General features: G+C 72.2%; 17 protein-coding genes. 7 read left to right on the top strand and 10 right to left on the bottom strand.

All coding sequences use genetic code 11. The features are described 5' to 3' along the window. Positions 1–57: 57 nt before the first annotated feature. Positions 58–1,338 (bottom strand): extracellular solute-binding protein, encoded by a 1,281-nt coding sequence (locus AQI95_RS18240; protein ID WP_067124255.1) that lies wholly within the window; start codon positions 1,336–1,338, stop codon positions 58–60. Positions 1,339–1,662: 324 nt separating this feature from the next. Between AQI95_RS18240 and AQI95_RS18235 the strand changes: the two genes are divergently transcribed. After that, on the top strand, positions 1,663–2,451 hold the full coding sequence (locus tag AQI95_RS18235; RefSeq protein ID WP_067124253.1) for a GntR family transcriptional regulator: 789 nt from the start codon (positions 1,663–1,665) through the stop codon (positions 2,449–2,451). A gap of 45 nt (positions 2,452–2,496) precedes the next feature. Here the strand turns inward: AQI95_RS18235 and AQI95_RS18230 are convergent, their stop codons facing one another. After that, positions 2,497–2,922, bottom strand: a complete 426-nt coding sequence (locus AQI95_RS18230) for a DUF6299 family protein (RefSeq protein WP_067124251.1) — start codon at positions 2,920–2,922, stop codon at positions 2,497–2,499. Positions 2,923–3,155: 233 nt separating this feature from the next. Here AQI95_RS18230 and AQI95_RS18225 point away from each other — a divergent pair, with 233 nt between their 5' ends. Continuing rightward, the gene (locus AQI95_RS18225; protein ID WP_067124249.1) at positions 3,156–3,347 is read left to right on the top strand and encodes a DUF5999 family protein; all 192 of its coding nucleotides are present in this window, start codon (positions 3,156–3,158) and stop codon (positions 3,345–3,347) included. A 33-nt stretch (positions 3,348–3,380) separates the two neighbouring features. On the opposite strand, the gene AQI95_RS18220 is transcribed toward AQI95_RS18225, so the two are convergent. Together AQI95_RS18220 and AQI95_RS18215 are read right to left on the bottom strand one after the other, a co-directional pair. Further along, a complete protein-coding gene (locus AQI95_RS18220; protein ID WP_067124247.1) occupies positions 3,381–3,779 on the bottom strand; it encodes a RidA family protein in 399 nt (132 codons plus the stop codon). Further along, entirely contained in the window at positions 3,776–4,909 is a 1,134-nt protein-coding gene (locus AQI95_RS18215) for an acyl-CoA dehydrogenase family protein (RefSeq protein WP_067124245.1), read from the bottom strand. The genes AQI95_RS18220 and AQI95_RS18215 overlap by 4 nt, the downstream gene beginning before the upstream one ends. Before the next feature lie 104 nt (positions 4,910–5,013). On the opposite strand from AQI95_RS18215, the gene AQI95_RS18210 reads away from it, so the two are divergent. Continuing rightward, positions 5,014–6,744, top strand: coding sequence for an AMP-binding protein (locus AQI95_RS18210; RefSeq protein ID WP_208614219.1), 1,731 nt, complete (start codon positions 5,014–5,016; stop codon positions 6,742–6,744). A 15-nt stretch (positions 6,745–6,759) separates the two neighbouring features. Then, positions 6,760–7,572 carry a PaaX family transcriptional regulator gene (locus tag AQI95_RS18205; RefSeq protein WP_067124241.1) on the top strand — a complete coding sequence of 271 codons (813 nt, stop codon included), beginning with the start codon at positions 6,760–6,762 and terminating at the stop codon, positions 7,570–7,572. 4 nt (positions 7,573–7,576) lie between these two features. Here the strand turns inward: AQI95_RS18205 and AQI95_RS18200 are convergent, their stop codons facing one another. The 3 genes from AQI95_RS18200 to AQI95_RS18190 are packed head-to-tail and all read right to left on the bottom strand — an operon-like array spanning position 7,577 to position 11,238. Then, entirely contained in the window at positions 7,577–8,086 is a 510-nt protein-coding gene (locus AQI95_RS18200; RefSeq protein ID WP_067124239.1) for a hypothetical protein, read from the bottom strand. Positions 8,087–8,141: 55 nt separating this feature from the next. After that, positions 8,142–10,409 carry a bifunctional salicylyl-CoA 5-hydroxylase/oxidoreductase gene (locus tag AQI95_RS18195; protein WP_067124237.1) on the bottom strand — a complete coding sequence of 756 codons (2,268 nt, stop codon included), beginning with the start codon at positions 10,407–10,409 and terminating at the stop codon, positions 8,142–8,144. Position 10,410: 1 nt separating this feature from the next. Further along, the gene (locus AQI95_RS18190; protein WP_067124235.1) at positions 10,411–11,238 is read right to left on the bottom strand and encodes an enoyl-CoA hydratase family protein; all 828 of its coding nucleotides are present in this window, start codon (positions 11,236–11,238) and stop codon (positions 10,411–10,413) included. Positions 11,239–11,534: 296 nt separating this feature from the next. Here AQI95_RS18190 and AQI95_RS18185 point away from each other — a divergent pair, with 296 nt between their 5' ends. Then, positions 11,535–11,990, top strand: coding sequence for an ATP-binding protein (locus AQI95_RS18185; protein WP_067124233.1), 456 nt, complete (start codon positions 11,535–11,537; stop codon positions 11,988–11,990). Here AQI95_RS18185 and AQI95_RS18180 read toward each other — a convergent pair. From AQI95_RS18180 to AQI95_RS18170, 3 genes are all read right to left on the bottom strand, one after another. Continuing rightward, positions 11,947–13,395 (bottom strand): amino acid permease, encoded by a 1,449-nt coding sequence (locus tag AQI95_RS18180; RefSeq protein WP_067124231.1) that lies wholly within the window; start codon positions 13,393–13,395, stop codon positions 11,947–11,949. The genes AQI95_RS18185 and AQI95_RS18180 overlap by 44 nt on opposite strands. A 110-nt stretch (positions 13,396–13,505) precedes the next feature. Next, positions 13,506–14,534 carry an ornithine carbamoyltransferase gene (gene argF / locus AQI95_RS18175; protein ID WP_067124229.1) on the bottom strand — a complete coding sequence of 343 codons (1,029 nt, stop codon included), beginning with the start codon at positions 14,532–14,534 and terminating at the stop codon, positions 13,506–13,508. A 78-nt stretch (positions 14,535–14,612) separates the two neighbouring features. Further along, positions 14,613–15,836 carry an arginine deiminase gene (locus AQI95_RS18170; protein WP_067124986.1) on the bottom strand — a complete coding sequence of 408 codons (1,224 nt, stop codon included), beginning with the start codon at positions 15,834–15,836 and terminating at the stop codon, positions 14,613–14,615. Positions 15,837–16,026: 190 nt separating this feature from the next. On the opposite strand from AQI95_RS18170, the gene AQI95_RS18165 reads away from it, so the two are divergent. Then, positions 16,027–17,205, top strand: coding sequence for an SPFH domain-containing protein (locus AQI95_RS18165; protein ID WP_067124227.1), 1,179 nt, complete (start codon positions 16,027–16,029; stop codon positions 17,203–17,205). Then, entirely contained in the window at positions 17,202–18,095 is an 894-nt protein-coding gene (locus tag AQI95_RS18160; RefSeq protein ID WP_067124225.1) for an NAD(+)/NADH kinase, read from the top strand. The genes AQI95_RS18165 and AQI95_RS18160 overlap by 4 nt, the downstream gene beginning before the upstream one ends. Positions 18,096–18,112 lie beyond the last annotated feature (17 nt).

Below are 18,112 nucleotides of genomic sequence, written 5' to 3'. Positions count from 1 at the left end.
TCGGTGCGGAGGGCACACGGAGCCGGGGGCGCCTGCTGCGGCGCCCCCGGCGGGTCATCAGTTCTGCTGGGCCAGGCGCTTGTTGATCTCGCCCTCGACGTCCTTGGCGGCCGCCGCGGGGTCCTTGCCGTTCAGCACCGCGGTCATGTAGGACTTGATCGGGTTCGGGGTGTTCTCCACCGCGGCCCACTCCGGGATCAGCGGGGTGGTGCCACCGCCGGCTGCGGCGGGCGCGGCGGCCTCGGCGACGGCGTTGCCCTTGAGGTTGCTCTGCAGCGAGGTCTTGTTCGGGACGATGCCGCTGAGCTTGGCCAGTTCGCCCTCGTACTGGTCGGAGAGGGCGACCTTCAGGAACTCCTTGGCCAGGGACTGCTTCTTGCTGTTCTGGGCGACGGCGAGGTTGGAGCCGCCGAGGAAGACGCCCTCGGGCTTGGCGGCCGTCTCGCCCGGGATGGTGAAGTAGCCGAGGTCCTTCTCGATGGCCTTGTTGGCCTGGACGGCGGTGCCGGCCTCCCAGCCCATGCCGATGAACGCGCCGGTCTTGCCCTTGGCGAAGACCTGGGCCTGCTGCGGGGTGGCCTCGTCCTTGTCCTTGGGGGCCTTGGAGTAGGAGGCGTACTTCTTGTAGGTCTCCATGGCCGCGGAGACCTTCGGGTCCGACAGGTTGGAGACGTACTTGTCGCCCTGCTTCTTCACCAGGTCGCCGCCCTGGCCGATGATGAGGCCGTCGAGGAAGTACCAGTTCTGGCCCGGCAGGTAGAGCGGCTCGGCGTCGGTCTTCTTGCCGATGGTCTCCAGGTCCTTGAAGAACTCGTCGCGGGTCTTCGGGGTGGACTTGATGCCGGCCTTCGCCCAGATCGCCTTGTTGTAGATGACCACGCGGTTGGCGAAGTACCAGGGGGCGGCGTACTGCTTGCCGTCGAACACGGAGGACTGGGAGAGCGACGGCGTCCAGTCGGCGCCGATCTCCTTCTTGACGTCGGAGAGGTCGGCGAGGCCGCCGGTGGCCGCGTAGGCCGGGGTCTGGGTGTTGCCGACCTCCAGGACGTCCGGCGGGTTGTCCTCGGAGAGCGCGGTGGTGATCTTCTGCTGGATCCCGTCCCACTTCTGGATCTCGAACTTGACCTTCGCGCCGGTCTTCTTCTCGAAGCCTGCCTGGACGTCCTTGGTCCACTGCGGCGGCGCGGAGCCGTCCATGGTCCAGACCGTCAGCGTCTGGCCCTTCCAGCTGCCCGGTCCCGCGTCCTTGCCGCTGTCCTTGCCGTCGTTTCCGCCACACGCCGCAACGGAGACCATCATGCCCGCGATCACGATCGCGGAAGCGAGCTTGCGCTTCACGCCACCCTCCTCAGGGATGCCACTAACCCCCCACGCCCTCGGCGGTGACCTGCGTACGACGCTGTTGCACGTAGGGCTCGGGACCTGGCCACTAATGGTGTAGACCAGTACGGTGGAGCTTGGCCTAGACCTTTCGGGGTGTCAAGGGTGGTCCGGGAAGCCGATTCCGGCCGTTACGAGAACGTCACCGGAGCGCGTCCGTCCGCATCCGCCCCTTTCGCCCGGACATCCGGACGGACCGGACCCGGGCGAGTGAGTTGGACTAGACCATAGGGCAGTTGGTCGCTATAACGGGAGACCGTCGACACAGCCGGGAAGGCAGGCATGACCACCGACGTCAGCAGCGCCCAGCCGCACAGAGGGGCGTCCGGCCGCACCGCGCGCGTGCCGAAGTACTACCGGATCAAACAGCGGCTGCTCGCCATGGCCGACGAGCTGCAGCCCGGCTCGGCCATGCCGGCCGAGCGCCTGCTCGCCGTCCGCTTCGACACCTCACGGACCACCGTCCGGCAGGCGCTCACGGAACTCGTGGGCGAGGGCCGCCTCGACCGGATCCAGGGCAAGGGCACCTTCGTCGCCCAGCCCAAGCTGTACCGCACGCTCCAGCTCACCTCGCACACCGAGGACATGCGGGCGCAGGGCCTCACCCCCGCCTCGCAGATGCTGGACATCGGGGAGGTGCCGGCCGACGAGCGACTCGCGGGCCTGCTCGGCATCGGGATCGGCGAGCGGGTGCTGCGCATCGAGCGGCTGCGGCTGGCCAGCGGCGACCCCATGGCGATCGAGACGACCCATCTGTCCGCCCGCCGCTTTCCCGGCCTGCGCACCTCGCTGGACACCCGTCCGTCGCTGTACACGGCCCTCGCCGAGGTGTACGGCGTCCATCTCGTGGAGGCCGACGAGACCATCGAGACCTCGCTGTCGACCCCGCGCGAGGCGCAGTTGCTCGCCACGGACGTGGGGTTGCCGATGCTGCTGCTGTCCCGCCACTCGCGGGACGCGCAGGGCAGGCCGGTGGAGTGGGTACGGTCGGTGTACCGCGGATCCCGCTACAAGTTCGTGGCCGCGTTGCGCCGGCCGGCGGGGGAAGCGGTGGTACGGCGGGGGTACTAGGGCCTGTCGTCGGCCCGTGGCCGGCCGCTCGGCGCGGACCGTCCCTCACTCCACGTCGAGCGTGATGTCCTGCTCCTTGGTGGCGTGGATGTCCGGCAGCAACAGCAGCCCGCCGGAGCGCAGTTCCGTGATCGTCGCCTGCACATGGGCCTTGCCGGCCTTGAAGGGGTTCGGCGAGAACGAGCTGGTGTTCTCCCAGTGGTGCTCGGCGCCGTCGCACCGGGCGGCGGAGCCGCCGATGCCGTAGACGAAGGTGCGGTCGCCCTGGCTGATCGTGGAGCTGACGAAGGCCAGGCCGGCGGCTCCCGTGCAGCGGTAGGTGCCGGTGAGCGTGATGGTGCCGTCCTCGGCGACATGGCCGGTCTTGTCGATGGTCACGGTCTCGGAGGAGTCGGCGGCGGCCGGGGCGACGGCGGCGCACAGCAGGGCGGCGGCACCGAGGGCCGTGGCGAGGACGGGGCGTGCTGGCATGGAGTACCTCCCGGTGGGTGGGCTGAGGGCTTCCACTGGTACCGGGCGGCCGGGCCGCGGGGCGTGACCGTCACTCCTTCGGTGGCGCGTCATGGAAGGGTCCGGGAGTTGTCCGGGTGTTGTCACGCTTCACGACGCGCGGTTCCGGGGCGTTCACGACAGGAGCATGGTCTGGGTATGACGGGCGGCGGCCGCACCCGCCGGCCCCTCACATCCCGATGTGGAGGTGCGCCATGTGCTGCAACCGGTCCTCGTGCCCCGCGTCCGGCCCCGCCCCGCGGCATCCGGTGGCCGCCCATCCCGAGCAGGGCTGGACACTGCTGTGCGACGGCTCGATCGTCTTCGACGACAGTGGTGAACTGCACCCGGACGGCAGCGTGGTCCCGCCGTGCCGGGTTCCGGCGCAGCGGCCGGTGGCGGCCTGAACCGCACCGCCCACGGCGGCAGGGTCCGTCCGGCTACGGCAGTACGGCGAACCCGTCCAGTTCCACCAGGGCCTCGCGGTCCCACAGCCGTACGACCTCCACGACCGCCATCGCCGGATAGTCCCGGCCCGCCGCCTCCCGCCAGAGGCGGCCGATGTGTCCGGCGTGCTCGCGGTACGCGGCGACGTCCGTGGCGTAGACGGTGACACGGGCGAGGTCGCCAGGGGTGCCGCCGGCCGCGCGCAGCGCCGCGAGAAGGTTGCCGAGGGCCTGTTCGAACTGCTCGGGGAGCGTGTCCCCGACGACCTTGCCGTCGCCGTCGAGGGCGGTCTGGCCGGCGAGGAACACCACACGGGAGCCCGAGGCGACGACGGCGTGCGAGAACCCCGTGGGCGGGGACAGCTCGGGCGGGTTGACACGCTCGGTCGTCACGGAACCTCCTGGTGGTGGGTCTGGGCGTACAACTCCTTGGCGATGATGCCCCGTTGGACCTCGCTCGCACCCTCGTAGATGCGCGGGGCCCGCACCTCGCGGTAGAGGTGTTCGAGGAGGTGACCGCGGCGCAGGGCACGGGCGCCGTGCAGCTGGACGGCGGTGTCGACGACGTACTGCGCGGTCTCGGTGGCGAGCAGCTTGGCCATCGCCGCGCGCCCCGGCACATCGGCGGCGCCCCGGTCGTACGCCGTCGCCGCCGCGTACACCATCAGCCGGGCCGCCTCCGTGCGCAGCGCCATCTCGGCGACCTGGTGGGAGACGGTCTGCAGGTCCTTCAGCCGGCCGCCGAAGGCCTCGCGGCGGCCGGTGTGCTCGACGGTCGCGTCGAGCGCGGCCTGGGCCATGCCGACCGCGAAGGCGCCGACGCTGGGGCGGAACAGGTTGAGGGTGCCCATGGCGACGGCGAAGCCGCGCTCGGGCTCGCCGAGCATGTCGTCGGCCGTGACCGGCACGGCGTCGAAGCGGAGGGCGCCGATGGGGTGCGGCGAGAGCATCTCCAGCGCGCTGCCGGTGAGGCCGGGCCGGTCGGCCGGGACGAGGAAGGCGGTCACGCCCCGGGCTCCGGCGCCGGGTGCGGTGCGGGCGAAGACGGTGTAGAAGTCGGCCTCGGGGGCGTTGGAGATCCAGCACTTCTCCCCGGTGAGCCGCCAGCCGGCGCCGTCCGGCCGCGCCGCGAGGGCGAGCGCGGCCGCGTCCGAACCGGCGCCCGGCTCGCTCAGGGCGAAGGCGGCGACCGCGCGGCCCCCGGCGACCTCGGGCAGCCAGCGCTTCTTCTGGGCGGAGCTGCCGTGGGCGTGCACCGGATGGGCGCCCAGGCCCTGCAGGGCGAGGGCGGTCTCGGCCTCGGTGCAGGCCTGGGCGAGGGACTCCCGCATCAGGCACAGGTCGAGCGCACCGGAGGTGAACAGCCGCTCCAGCAGGCCGAGTCGGCCGAGTTCGGCGAGCAGCGGCCGGTTGACGTGTCCTGAGTCGCCCTGGTCGGCGAGCGGCCGCAGCCGCTGCGCGGCCAGCGTGCGCAGCTCGGCACGCCAGGCGTTTTGCTCTGGTCCGAGCGAGAATGCGGGCACTGCCGGTCCTCCCTCCGGGCCGGGCCGTCACGGCCCTTCCCGTCGCCGTCCGGGGCGCCTCGGGCCTGCCCCGCCACCCTTGCGACGCTATCGCGAAAGGTTGACTGCCGTCACCAACCCGATACGCTCGAATCGCAGCCGACCCCGGCATGGTCCGGCAGGCACCCCCTGGGTGCACCGGGACGCCGGTGCCCAGCACCACGCCCGTATCGATGTTTGTCACGGCAAGGGGGCGAACCGCCATGTATCGCTCGGCCCACGTCGACACCTTCGCGCGCGACCATCTGCCGCCCCCGGACGAATGGCCCGAGCTGCGCTTCGAACTGCCGGAGCTGCGCTACCCCGACCGGCTGAACTGCGCCGCCGAGCTGCTGGACCACACCGACCCGGCCCGTCCGGCCTTCCACACCCCGGGCGGTGCCACCTGGACGTACGGCGAACTGCGCGCCCGCGTCGACCGGATCGCGCATGTGCTCACCGGCGACCTGGGCGTGGTCCCCGGCAACCGGGTGCTGCTGCGCGGCCCGACCACGCCCTGGCTCGCTGCCTGCTGGCTGGCCGTGCTGAAGGCCGGCGCGATAGCGGTCACCGTGCTGGCCCAGCAGCGCCCGCACGAACTGGCCACCCTGTGCGAGATCGCGCTGGTGCGGCACGCGCTGTGCGACATCCGGGCGGTGGACGACCTGGCGAAGGCCGACATCCCCGGGCTGCGGATCACGACGTACGGCGGCGACGGCGCCGACGACCTCCTCGGCCGTCCCGCGCCGGGCACGCCGTACCCGGCGGTCGACACCGCGGCCGACGACGTGGCCCTGATCGCCTTCACCTCGGGGACCACGGGTCACCCGAAAGGGTGCATGCACTTCCACCGGGACGTGCTGGCCATAGCGGACACCTTCTCGCGGCATGTGCTGCGCCCCCGCGCGGACGACGTGTTCACGGGCAGCCCCCCGCTCGGCTTCACCTTCGGACTGGGCGGGCTGGTCGTCTTCCCGATGCGGGCCGGCGCCAGCTCCCTGCTGCTGGAGCAGGCGGGCGCCCGCCAACTGCTGCCCGCGATCGCCGAGCACCGCGTCTCGGTCCTGTTCACCGCCCCGACCGCCTACCGCGCCATGCTGGAGCAGTTGGACGGCCACGACGTCTCGTCGCTGCGGCGCTGCGTGTCGGCCGGCGAGAACCTGCCCGCGGCCACCTGGCGGGCCTGGCACGAGCGCACCGGCGTACGCATCATCAACGGCATCGGCGCCACCGAGCTGCTGCACATCTTCGTCTCCGCCGCCGACGACGCCGTCAGACCGGGCACCACGGGCGTGCCGGTGCCGGGCTGGCAGGCGCGGGTGCAGGACACGCACGGCGCACCGGTGCCCGACGGGGAGCCCGGTCTGCTCGCCGTGCGCGGCCCGGTCGGCTGCCGCTATCTCGCCGATCCGCGCCAGCGCGGGTACGTGCGCGGCGGCTGGAACATCACCGGCGACACCTATGTCCGCGAGCCCGACGGCTACTTCCGTTACGTGGCCCGCGCCGACGACATGATCATCTCCGCCGGGTACAACATCGCCGGACCGGAGGTGGAGGACGCGCTGCTGCGGCACCCGGACGTGGTGGAGGCGGCGGTCGTGGGCCGGGCGGACGAGGCGCGCGGGCAGGTGGTCGTGGCCTACACGGTGGTGCGCGAGGGGGCTCCGCGCGAGCCCGAGCCCCTGCGGGCCTTCCTCAAGGCGGAACTGGCGCCCTACAAGTGCCCGCGCGAGTTCGTCTTCCTGGACGCCCTGCCCCGCACGGCCACCGGCAAACTGCAGCGGTTCCGGCTACGAGACGAAGGTGACCGGCAGTGATGCCGACGACCTAAAATGATCAACGTGTCCGAGCAGCACGCCCCCAGGTCCCTCATCGTCACGCTCTACGGCGCGTACGGCCGCTACATGTCCGGTCCGGTGCCCGTCGCCGAGCTGATCCGGCTCCTGGCGGCGGTCGGCGTGGACGCGCCCTCCGTCCGCTCCTCGGTGTCCCGGCTCAAACGCCGCGGCCTGCTGCTGCCGGCCCGCACGGAGCAGGGCGCGGCCGGCTACGAACTCTCCCCGGAAGCACGCCAGTTGCTGGAGGACGGCGACCGGCGGATCTATACGACCGCGCCGGTGGCGGACGCGGGCTGGGTGCTCGCGGTGTTCTCCGTGCCCGAGTCGGAGCGGCAGAAGCGGCATGTGCTGCGCTCCCGGCTGGCGGGCCTGGGCTTCGGCACGGCGGCCCCCGGGGTGTGGATCGCCCCGGCCCGCCTCCACGAGGAGACCCGGCACACCCTGCGCCGGCTGCATCTGGACCCGTACGTGGACTTCTTCCGCGGTGAGCACCTGGGCTTCGCGCCGACGGCCGAGGCGGTCGCCCGCTGGTGGGACCTGGCCGCGATCGCCAAGGAGCACGAGCGCTTCCTGGACGCGCACGCCCCGGTCCTGCACGCCTGGGAGCGCAGGACCGGCACCCCGCCCGCGGAGGCCTACCGCGACTATCTGTTCGCCCTGGACTCCTGGCGCCATCTGCCCTACACCGACCCCGGCCTGCCCACCGAGCTGCTGCCGGCGGGCTGGCCGGGCGTGCGCTCGGCGGAGGTGTTCCAGGCACTGCACCGGCGTCTGCGCGACGCGGGGGCACAGTTCGCCGGGGTGTGAGGGGTCAGGGGCAGCAGAAGCAGTACAGCCGCGTGCCCGCCGCTCGGGCGCGGCGGGCCAGGCCGGCGAAGGCGCGGACGTGGTCCTCGCAGGCGTGGAAGTCGGCGAAGTCGACCTCCTCGATGTCGTACCACTGCAGCGCGAGCATCGGCACGTGCTCGCCCTCTATGGCGGCAAGCCGGTCCCGCCAGGCGTCGGGCAGCTCCACCAGATGCAGCCCGGAGTCCCACGGCGACTCCTCACCGGGCGCCGCCCGCCGCTCGTACGGCCACGCCTGAAGGTCCGGCCAGACCAGTTCGGGTCCGGCGGCACGGACGTCGTAGGGTCTGCCCTCGGTGAACGCCACCAGCTGTCCGAGGACGACATGGGGATCCAGTCCCTTCATGTCGACCCAGTCGGCGCCGACCTCGTCGAGGGACGGGCGCTCGGCCAGCCAGTCCCCGCCCGGCCCGATCGCCCAGTCGACCGCCGTGGTCCGGTCGGCGGCGTGGAAGTAGTCGTACAGCACACCCATGATCGCTCCGTCCCCTCGACTGTCACCCCCGAGTAGAGCAGACGGCACCGACAGCTCAGCTGCCCAGGGTCAGACGGGGCTTCGGGGCGTCCGTGCGTCCGGTCTGCGGGCGCCGGCCGCCCGCGCGATAGGGCGCCGGCCAGTGGACGCCCGGTCCCTCGTACCCCTGCTCGGCCGCCGCGTGCAGGGTCCAGTGCGGGTCGTACAGGTGCGGGCGGCCCAGGGCGCACAGGTCCGTACGTCCGGCGAGGATGAGGGAGTTGACGTCGTCCCAGGAGGAGATCGCGCCCACGGCGATCACCGGGACGCCCGCCGAGTTCCGGATCCGGTCGGCGAACGGCGTCTGGTACGACCGCCCGAACTCCGGCCGCTCCTCGGCCACGACCTGTCCGGTGGAGACGTCGATCGCGTCGACCCCGTGCGCGGCGAAGGCGCGGGCGATCTCGACGGCGTCCTCGGCGGTGGTGCCGCCCTCGGCCCAGTCCGTGGCCGAGATGCGGACCGTCATGGGCCGCTCGGCCGGCCACACCGCGCGAACGGCGTCGAAGACCTCCAGCGGGAACCTCAGCCGCCGCTCCGGCGAGCCGCCGTAGGCGTCGGTGCGGCGGTTGGTGAGCGGGGAGAGGAAGCCGGAGAGCAGGTAGCCGTGTGCGCAGTGCAGTTCCAGCAGGTCGAAGCCGGCTCGGGCGGCCCGCCAGGCGGCGGCCGTGAACTGCTCGCGGATGTCGGTGAGTTGGGCCCGGGAGAGCTGGCGCGGGGTCTGGCTGCCCGGCTTGTACGGCAGCGGTGAGGCGGCGACGAGTGGCCAGTTGCCGCGGGGCAGCGGCTCGTCGATGCCCTCCCACATCAGCTTCGTGGAGCCCTTGCGGCCGGAGTGGCCGAGCTGGACGCCGATCGCGGTGCCGGGCGCCTGGGTGTGCACGAAGTCGGTGACACGCCGCCATGCCTCGGCCTGCCGGCCGGTGTAGAGACCGGTGCAGCCCGGCGTGATACGGCCCTGATCGCTGACGCACACCATCTCGGTCATGACGAGCCCGGCCCCGCCGAGGGCGCGGGCGCCGAGGTGCACGAGGTGGAAGTCGCCGGGGACGCCGTCGACGGCCGAGTACATGTCCATCGGGGACACCACGACCCGGTTGCGCAGGGTCAGCCCGCGCAGCCGGAACGGCATGAACATCGGGGGCGTGCCGGACGGGCAGCCGAACTCGCGCTCGACGGCCTCGGTGAAGTGGGCGTCGCGCAGCCGGAGGTTGTCGTGGGTGACGCGGCGGCTGCGGGTGAGCAGGTTGAAGGCGAACTGCCGGGGCGGCTGGCCGAGGTACAGGGGGAGGTTCTCGAACCATTCGAGGCTGGCCCGCGCGGCCCGTTGCGTGGAGGCGACGACCGGCTTGCGCTCCTCCTCGTACGCCGTCAACGCGGCTTCCAGGGTGGGCTGCTCACTCAGGCAGGCGGCGAGGGCGAGGGCGTCCTCGACGGCGAGTTTGGTGCCGGAGCCGATGGAGAAGTGGGCGGTGTGCGCGGCGTCGCCGAGGAGGACGACGTTGCCGTGCGACCAGCGGTCGTTGACCACCGTACGGAAGGTCGTCCAGGCGGACCGGTGGGAGCGCAGGGGCCGGCCGCGCAGGGCGTCGGCGAAGATCTTGGCGCAGGCCTCGATGGACTCGTGCGGGGTGATCTCGTCGAAGCCGGCCGCCTTCCAGACCTCCTCGCGCATTTCGACGATCACGGTGGAGGCGTCGGCCGCGTACGGGTAGCCGTGCAGCTGCATCGGGCCGTGCCCGGTCTCGGCGATCTCGAAGCGGAAGGCGTCGAAGGCGAAGTCGGCGGCGAGCCAGATGTAGCGGCAGCGGTGCTCGCTCACCTGCGGGCGGAACTCCTGCGGGTAGGTCTCGCGGACGGTGCTGCGGACCCCGTCGGCGGCGATGACCAGGTCGTAGGAGGCGGACAGCCGGTCCGGGGAGGGCGCCTCGGTGCGGAAGCGGATGTCCACGCCGAGGGAGCGGCAGCGTGCGTGCAGGATTTCCAGCAGGCGTCTCCTGCCCAGGGCGGCGAAGCCGTGCCCTGTGGAGCGGTGCGTCACGCCCCGCTGCACGATGTCGATGTCGTCCCAGCGGACGAAGTCCCGTTGCAGGGCTTCGTAGACCTCCGGGTCGGCGTGTTCGATGCCGCCGAGGGTCTCGTCGGACAGGACGACTCCGAAGCCGAAGGTGTCGTCGGGGGCGTTGCGTTCCCAGAGGGTGATCTCCCGGTCCGGGTCGAGGCGCTTGAGCAGGGCGGCGGCGTAGAGGCCACCGGGCCCACCACCGATGACGGCGACCTTCATGTCACCTCCCCTGCCACTTCGGCGGGCGCTTCTCCGTGAAGGCCGCGTGGAACTCGGCGTAGTCCGCGCCGTTCATGAGCAGGGCCTGGGTCGAGGCGTCCAGTTCGACCGAGGCCGCCAGGGGCATGTCCAGCTCGGCCGTCAGCAGGGCCTTCGTCTGGGCGTGGGCCAGGGCGGGGCCGTCGGCGAGGCGGCGCGCCAGCGCCTGGGCCGCCTCGTCCGCCCGGCCCTCCTCCGTGAGGTCGCTGATCAGACCGATGCGCTCGGCCTCGGGAGCGCGGACCGGTTCGCCCAGCATGAGCAGGCGGGTGGCGTGGCCGAGGCCGACGACCCGGGGCAGCAGATAGGCCGCGCCCATGTCGCCGCCGGAGAGGCCGACGCGGGTGAAGAGGAAGGCGAAGCGGGCGCTCGGATCCGCCACGCGGAAGTCGGCCGCGAGGGCGAGCACCGCGCCCGCGCCGGCCGCCACGCCGTGCACCGCGGCGATCACGGGGAACGGGCACTCCCGGATCGCCCGGACGACCTGGCCGGTCATCCGGTTGAAGTCGAGCAGCTGGGCGGTGTCCATGGCGAGGGTGGCGCCGATGATCTCGTCGACGTCGCCGCCGGAGCAGAAGCCCCGTCCCTCGCCGGCCAGCACCAGGGCGCGTACGGCGCGCTCCCGGGACAGCTCGGCCAGCAGATCGCGCAGATCGGCGTAGGCGCCGAAGGTGAGCGCGTTGAGCTTCTCGGGCCGGGAGAGGGTGACGGTGGCGACCCCGTCGGCGAACTGGACCCGCAGGTGCTCCCAGTCGGAGGTGCGGGCGGCGGAGCCGGTGAAGGGACTCATGACGTGCGGCCTCCTAGGGCGGCGATGCCGTACGTTGCACTGCCCCATGAAGTTATCACTTGTTTGTGACTGTCGTCATGAGTGCGCGACACACGTCGGCCGGATCGGCCGGGTCCGGTCACCTGCGTCACCGGTCGTCGACAGCGCCGTAACAACAGGCACGGGCGTGCGAGGCGGAGCGTTCGCCGGGGTAGGCAGCCCGGTGCCGGGGCCGAAGGTCCCGGGCGAAGCCCGTCCACAGCCTCTGGAACCGGGCCCGTACCATTCCTACAGTCGAAAGCAGGACAGCCTGCTCCATGAACGGACTCACCTTGCACGAACGCCCCACCGAATCGGCCTCCTGGCGCATCGCCCTGCCGCACACCGCGGCGGCGGTGCCCGTGGCCCGCGCCCTGGTGCGCACGGCACTCGCCGAGGTGGAGCACGCGGCCGACAGCGACACCGCGGAGCTGCTGACGGCGGAGCTGGTGGCGAACGCGGTCGAGCACACCGGCGGGCGCGGCCCGATAGAGCTGGTCGTGGAGCTGCTGCCGACCGGCTGCCAGGTCGAGGTGCACGACCCGGACCCGGCGCCGCCCGGCCATCTGGCCCGGCCGGTGATCGAAGCGCCCGACCCCTGGCAGGAGGGCGGACGCGGACTGCTGCTGATCCGCGCCCTCAGCTCCTCCTGCGGTCACCGCCCCACCCCGTCGGGCAAGGCGGTGTGGTTCAGACTGCCTGCGGTTCCCGCTCAGCGGCGGCGCTCGCTGTGACCTCGGGGGCGGCCGTGGCCAGCGTGGAGCGCCGACGGCCGTAGCCGTAGTAGATCAGCAGGCCCACCACGAGGAACACGGCGAACTGCAGCCAGGTCCCCCAGCCGGTCTCGTACATCAGGTACAGGCAGAAGGCGACGCCGAGCAGCGGGACCACGGGGTACAGGGGCACCCGGAAGCTGCGGACGAGGCCCGGTTCCCGGCGGCGCAGGGCGATGACCGCGATGTTGACGACGGCCATGATGGCGAGCGTGCCGATGGTGCACAGGTTCATCACGGCGTCGAGCGAGGCGAAGGCCGCCGGGAGGGCGAAGACGGCCGCGACGATCAGGGTGCCGGCGACCGGGGTGGCGGTCTTCGGGTTCACCTTCTCGAAGACGCGCGGGATCAGGCCGTCGCGGGACATCGACATCAGGATGCGGGTCTGGCCGTACATCACGGCGAGGACGACCGAGGCGATGGCGACGACCGCGCCGAAGGCGATGACTCCGCCGCCCACGGCCGAGCCGGTGACCTCGTTGACGACGTAGGAGAGGGCCGCGGGCCGGCCGGCGACCCCCTTGCCGCCGATGGCGCCGATCGCGGCGAGCGCGACCGCGCAGTAGAGAAGGGTGACCAGGCCCATGCAGACCATGATCGCTACGGGGATGTCCCGGCGGGGGTTCTTCGCCTCCTCGCCGGCCGTGGTGATCGCGTCGAAGCCGATGTAGGAGAAGAACGCGGCGGTGGTGCCCGCTCCGATGCCGCCGAGGCCGGCCGGCGAGAACGGGGTGAGGTTGCCGTGCTTGAAGGCGCTGTAGCCGACGGCGCAGAAGGCCAGCAGAATGACGAGCTTGACGGCGGCCATGGCGGCGGTGGCCCGGGCGCTCTCGCGCACCCCGCGCACCAGCAGCACGGAGGCCATCGCGATGACGATCACGGCGGGCAGGTTGATGATCCCGCCGTCGCCAGGACCGGCGGACAGCGCGGCCGGGAGCTGGACCCCGGCGACGCTGTGCAGCAGCTCGTTGACGTACTGGCTCCAGCCGACGGCGACGGCTGAGATGGAGATGCCGTACTCCAGCAGCAGGCACCAGCCGACCAGGAAGGCGGTGGACTCGCCGAGCCCGGCGTAGGCGAAGGAGTACGAGGAGCCGGAGACCGGGATCGCGCCGCCCAGCTCCGCGAAGGAGAACGCGGTGAAGACGCAGGTGATCGCGGCGAGGACGAAGGAGACGACGACGGCCGGGCCGGCCTGGGCGACGGAGTCGGAGAGGCCGACGAAGATGCCGGTGCCGACGATGGCGCCGACACCGAAGCAGATGAGCTGGAAGAGGCCCATCGTGCGCTTCAGGCCGTGTCCCTCGCGGTCGGCGCCGGACTCGGCGACCAGCAGGTGCGGGGACTTGATACGGGGAGCGGGCATGCGGGTGGTGCTCGTTTCTGGGTGGTGCGGGCGACCGGGTGGGGTCGCGGCGGCGGCGCCGGGCGGGGTGGTCCCGGGCCGCCGGTCAGGATAAGGCCTGGTGAGCCGGGTCAGGCAACGCTGTGTGACGCACCCGCCAGGGTGGCCACGAGAACCGCCTTGATCGTGTGCATACGGTTCTCCGCCTCGTCGAAGACGACGGAGTGCTCGGACTCGAACACCTCGTCGGTGACCTCCAGCTCGGTGAGCCCGTGCCGCTCGTAGATCTCACGGCCGACGGCGGTGCCGAGGTCGTGGAAGGCCGGCAGGCAGTGCAGGAACTTCACGTCCGGGTTGCCGGTGGCGGCGAGGACGTCCATGGTCACGGCGTACGGGCCGAGCAGCGCGATGCGCTCGTCCCAGACCTCCTTGGGCTCCCCCATCGACACCCATACGTCGGTGGCGATGAAGTCCGCGCCGCGCACGCCCTCCCGCAGGTCCTCGGTGAGCGCGATCCGGGCGCCGGAGGCGGTGGCGAGCTGCCGGGCCAGCGCGATGATCGTCTCGTCCGGCCACAGCAGCCGGGGCGCGACGATCCGCACGTCCATGCCGAGCAGGGCACCGGTGACCAGGTAGGAGTTGCCCATGTTGTAGCGGGCGTCGCCGAGGTAGGCGTAGGCGATCTCGGCCGTCGGCTTGTCGGAGTGCTCGGTCATGGTGAGCACGTCGGCGAGCATCTGGGTGGGGTGCCACTCGTCGGTGAGGCCGTTGTACACGGGGACGCCGGCGTAGGCGGCCAGCTCCTCGATCACGCCCTGGCCGTGGCCGCGGTACTCGATGGCGTCGAACATCCGGCCGAGGACCCGGGCGGTGTCCTTCACGGACTCCTTGTGCCCGATCTGCGAGCCGGCCGGGTCGAGGTAGGTCGTGTGGGCGCCCTGGTCGGCGGCGGCGACCTCGAACGCGCAGCGGGTGCGCGTCGAGGTCTTCTCGAAGACCAGGGCGATGTTCCTGCCGCGCAGGTACTGCGTCTCGGACCCGGCCTGCTTGGCGGCCTTCAGCTCGGCGGCCAGCCCGACCAGGCCGCGGAACTCCTCGGCGGTGAAGTCCAGCTCCTTGAGGAAGTGGCGGCCGGCGAGGGCGGTCGGGACTGTCGCCATGGGGGCGCTCCAGGGGTACGGGTGCTACTGACTATGGAATTCTATACGAAAGTCAGCATGTCTATTCAGTAGGCTCCCTCACACCGCCTCGCGCTCCACGGGGCAGCTCATGCACCGGGGTCCGCCCCGGCCGCGCCCCAGCTCGCTGCCCGGGATCTCGATCACCTCGATGCCCTGCTTGCGCAGATGCGTGTTGGTCGTCGAGTTGCGCTCGTAGGCGACGACGACGCCCGGCTCGACGGCGAGCACGTTGCAGCCGTCGTCCCACTGCTCGCGCTCGGCGGCGTGCACGTCCTGGGTGGCGGTCAGCACCCGGATCTCTCCGAGGCCGAGGGCGGCGGCGATCGCGCGGTGCATGTGCTCCGGCGGATGGTCGGTGACCTTCAACTCCCGCTCGCCGGCCCCCGGTTCGATGGTGTACGAGCGCAGCATGCCGAGCCCGGCGTACTGGGTGAAGGTGTCGCCGTCGACCATGGTCATCACGGTGTCGAGGTGCATGAAGGCGCGCCGCTTGGGCATGTCGAGCGCGACGATCGTACGCGCCGAGCCGGCCGCGAACAGCTTGTGGGCGAGCATCTCCACGGCCTGCGGGGTGGTGCGCTCGCTCATGCCGACCAGGACGGCGCCGTTGCCGATCACCAGCACGTCACCGCCCTCGATGGTGGAGGGGTGGTCGGCCTGCCCCTGGGACCACACATGGAACGTCTCGCCACGGAACAGCGGGTGGTGGCGGTAGATCGCCTCGAAGTGGACGGTCTCGCGCTGCCGCGCGGGCAGCCGCATCGCGTTGATGGCGACCCCGTCGTAGATCCAGGCCGAGGTGTCGCGGGTGAAGAGATGGTTGGGGAGCGGGCCGAGGAGGAAGTCGTCGAGGTCCATCACATGGAAGCGGACCGAGGTCGGCTCCGCGTGCGCCTGGAGGAACTCCCGCTTGGTCATGCCGCCCACGAGCGCCTCGGCCAGCTCGCGCGCGGACAGGGCGGCGAAGGCGGCGCGCAGATGGTCGGTGGCGAGGGGACCGTACTCCTTCTCGTGGAAGACCCGGTCGAGGACCAGGGTGCGGGCCTCGGGCAGCTGAAGGGTCTCGGCCAGCAGGTCGCCGAAGAGGTGGACGGCGACCCCGCGGTCGCGCAGGACGTCGGCGAAGCCGTCGTGCTCGGCGCGCGCCCGGCGCACCCACAGCACGTCGTCGAAGAGGAGAGCGTCCTTGTTGCTGGGGGTGAGCCTTTTGAGCTCCAGGTCGGGCCGGTGCAGGATCACGCGGCGCAACCGTCCGGCCTCGGAATCGACGTGGTATGCCATGCCTCCATCCTGGCCGTCGCCGCCCGCCTTCACGCCCTTGTCGACCGTTTCCGCTCACTCCTGTTTCCGTTCGCTCCCGTTCTCGTCCGCTTCCGTTTTCACCCGCCCCATTTTCGTCCTATTGACGAGAAGCAGAGACCCCGCTTATCGTCGTGATGACGAAAAACGGGTCGAGAACGAGGGGGATCCCATGGCCGACATCACCCGGCGCCTGGGCTGGCGCCATCTGCGCGGCGCGCCGACCGCACACATCCGCCACCACCGCTCGGGCACGCTGGTGCACGACGGTCCCGGGCTCAGCTTCTGGTTCCGGCCGCTGACCGCGACGCTGTCCGAGGTGCCGGTCGACGACCGCGAACTGGCCATGACCTTCCATGCCCGGACCTCGGACTTCCAGGACGTGTCCGTGCAGGCGACGGTGACCTACCGCATCGCCGACCCGGCCGTGGCCGCCGCACGCCTGGACTTCTCCGTCGACCCGGACACCGGCGCCTGGCGCGGCACCCCGCTGGAGCAGCTGGGCACGCTGCTCACCGAGACGGCCCAGCAGCACGCACTGGACGTCCTCGCCCGTACACCGCTGTCGGCGGCCCTGGCCGACGGTGTCGCGGCGGTGCGCGAGCGCGTCGCGGCCGGACTGGGCGCCGAGCCGCGACTGCCGGCCACCGGCATCGAGGTGGTCGCCGTACGGGTGATGGCGCTCAGGCCGGAGCCGGAGGTGGAGCGGGCGCTGCGCACCCCGGCCCGGGAACAGATCCAGCAGGAGGCCGACCGGGCGACCTACGAGCGACGGGCCGTCGCGGTCGAGCGGGAACGGACCATCGCCGAGAACGAACTGGCCAGTCGCATCGAACTCGCGCGCCGCGAGGAGCAGTTGGTCGAGCAGCGGGGCACCAACGCCCGCCGCGAGGCCGAGGAGCAGGCGGCGGCGGACGCGGTGCGCGCCGAGGCGGAGGCGGCCCGGTCGGTACGGCTGGCCGAGGCGGAGGCCGAGCGCTCGGTCAAGCTCGCGGACGCCGAGGCCGCACGGTCGGTCAAGCTCGCGCAGGCCGAGGCGGCCCGCTCGCGGCAGCTCGCCGAGGCCGAGGCCGCGCGCACCGCCCTGCTGGCCGACGCCGAGGCGGCGCGGGCGGTGCGGGTCGCCCGTGCCGAGGCCGAGGGCGCGCGCGAGCTGGGCGAGGCGCGGGCCGAGGCCCAGGCGGCCTGGCTGCGGGTGCACACGGAGGCCGGCGTCGACGGGGCGGCGACCCTGCGGGCGCTCACCGCCACCCGGCTCGCCGAGAACCTGCCGCGCATCGACAGCGTGACCGTCTCGCCGGACGTGCTCACCGGGCTGCTCGCCAAGCTCACCCCGGGCGCGGGCGAGTGAGCCTCGCACCGCGCGCCGTGCTGGTCCACCGCACCACGGAGTACGAGGAGCTGGTGGCCCGGCACGGCACGCACGGTCAGGCCGCCTTCTTCCTCGCCTCCCGGGGCCGGGACATCGAGGAGGTCGCCGAACGCCACCGGCGCGCCCGCCACGCGCTGTCCGAGGTGACCGCGGCGGTGCCGCTGACCTGGCGTCAGGCACAGGTGGAGCGGGGCGATCTGGACCGGTTCCTGTTCGCGCCCGAGGACGTGGTCGTGGTGATCGGTCAGGACGGGCTGGTCGCGAACGCCGCCAAGTACCTGACCGGCCAGCCGGTGATCGGCATCGACACCGACCCCGGCCGCAACCCCGGAGTGCTGGTCCGGCACCGTCCGGGCGACGCGGCCACGCTGCTGCCGTCGGCGACAGGCACCGCGGCGGACGAACTCACCATGGTGGAGGCCGTCGCCGACGACACCCAGCGCCTGCTCGCGCTGAACGAGATCTATCTGGGCACGCCCGGTCATCAGACCGCCCGATACCGCCTGGGCCTCGAGGACGACGGGGGTGTCGTCGAGGCCCAGGCCTCCTCCGGGGTGCTGGTGGGCACCGGCACCGGCGCGACCGGCTGGCTCCGCTCGGTGTGGCAGGAGCGGGGCGGCCGGATCGCGCTGCCCTCCCCCACCGAGGAGCGGCTGGTGTGGTTCGTGCGGGAGGCCTGGCCGTCGCCGGCCACCGGTACGAGCCTGGTCGCGGGCGAGCTGGGGGGCTCGGCCGCGCTGACGGTGACCGTGGAGTCGGACCGGCTCATCGCCTTCGGCGACGGCATCGAGACGGACGCGCTCCAGCTCACCTGGGGGCAGACGGTCCGGCTCGGGGTGTGCGGACAGCGGCTGCGGCTGGTGGGGTGACCGGTCACCCCACCAGC

Origin of the sequence: Streptomyces yokosukanensis (assembly GCF_001514035.1) — a bacterium.
Taxonomy (GTDB): domain Bacteria; phylum Actinomycetota; class Actinomycetes; order Streptomycetales; family Streptomycetaceae; genus Streptomyces; species Streptomyces yokosukanensis.
This window is presented reverse-complemented; position numbering and strand designations above follow the sequence as displayed.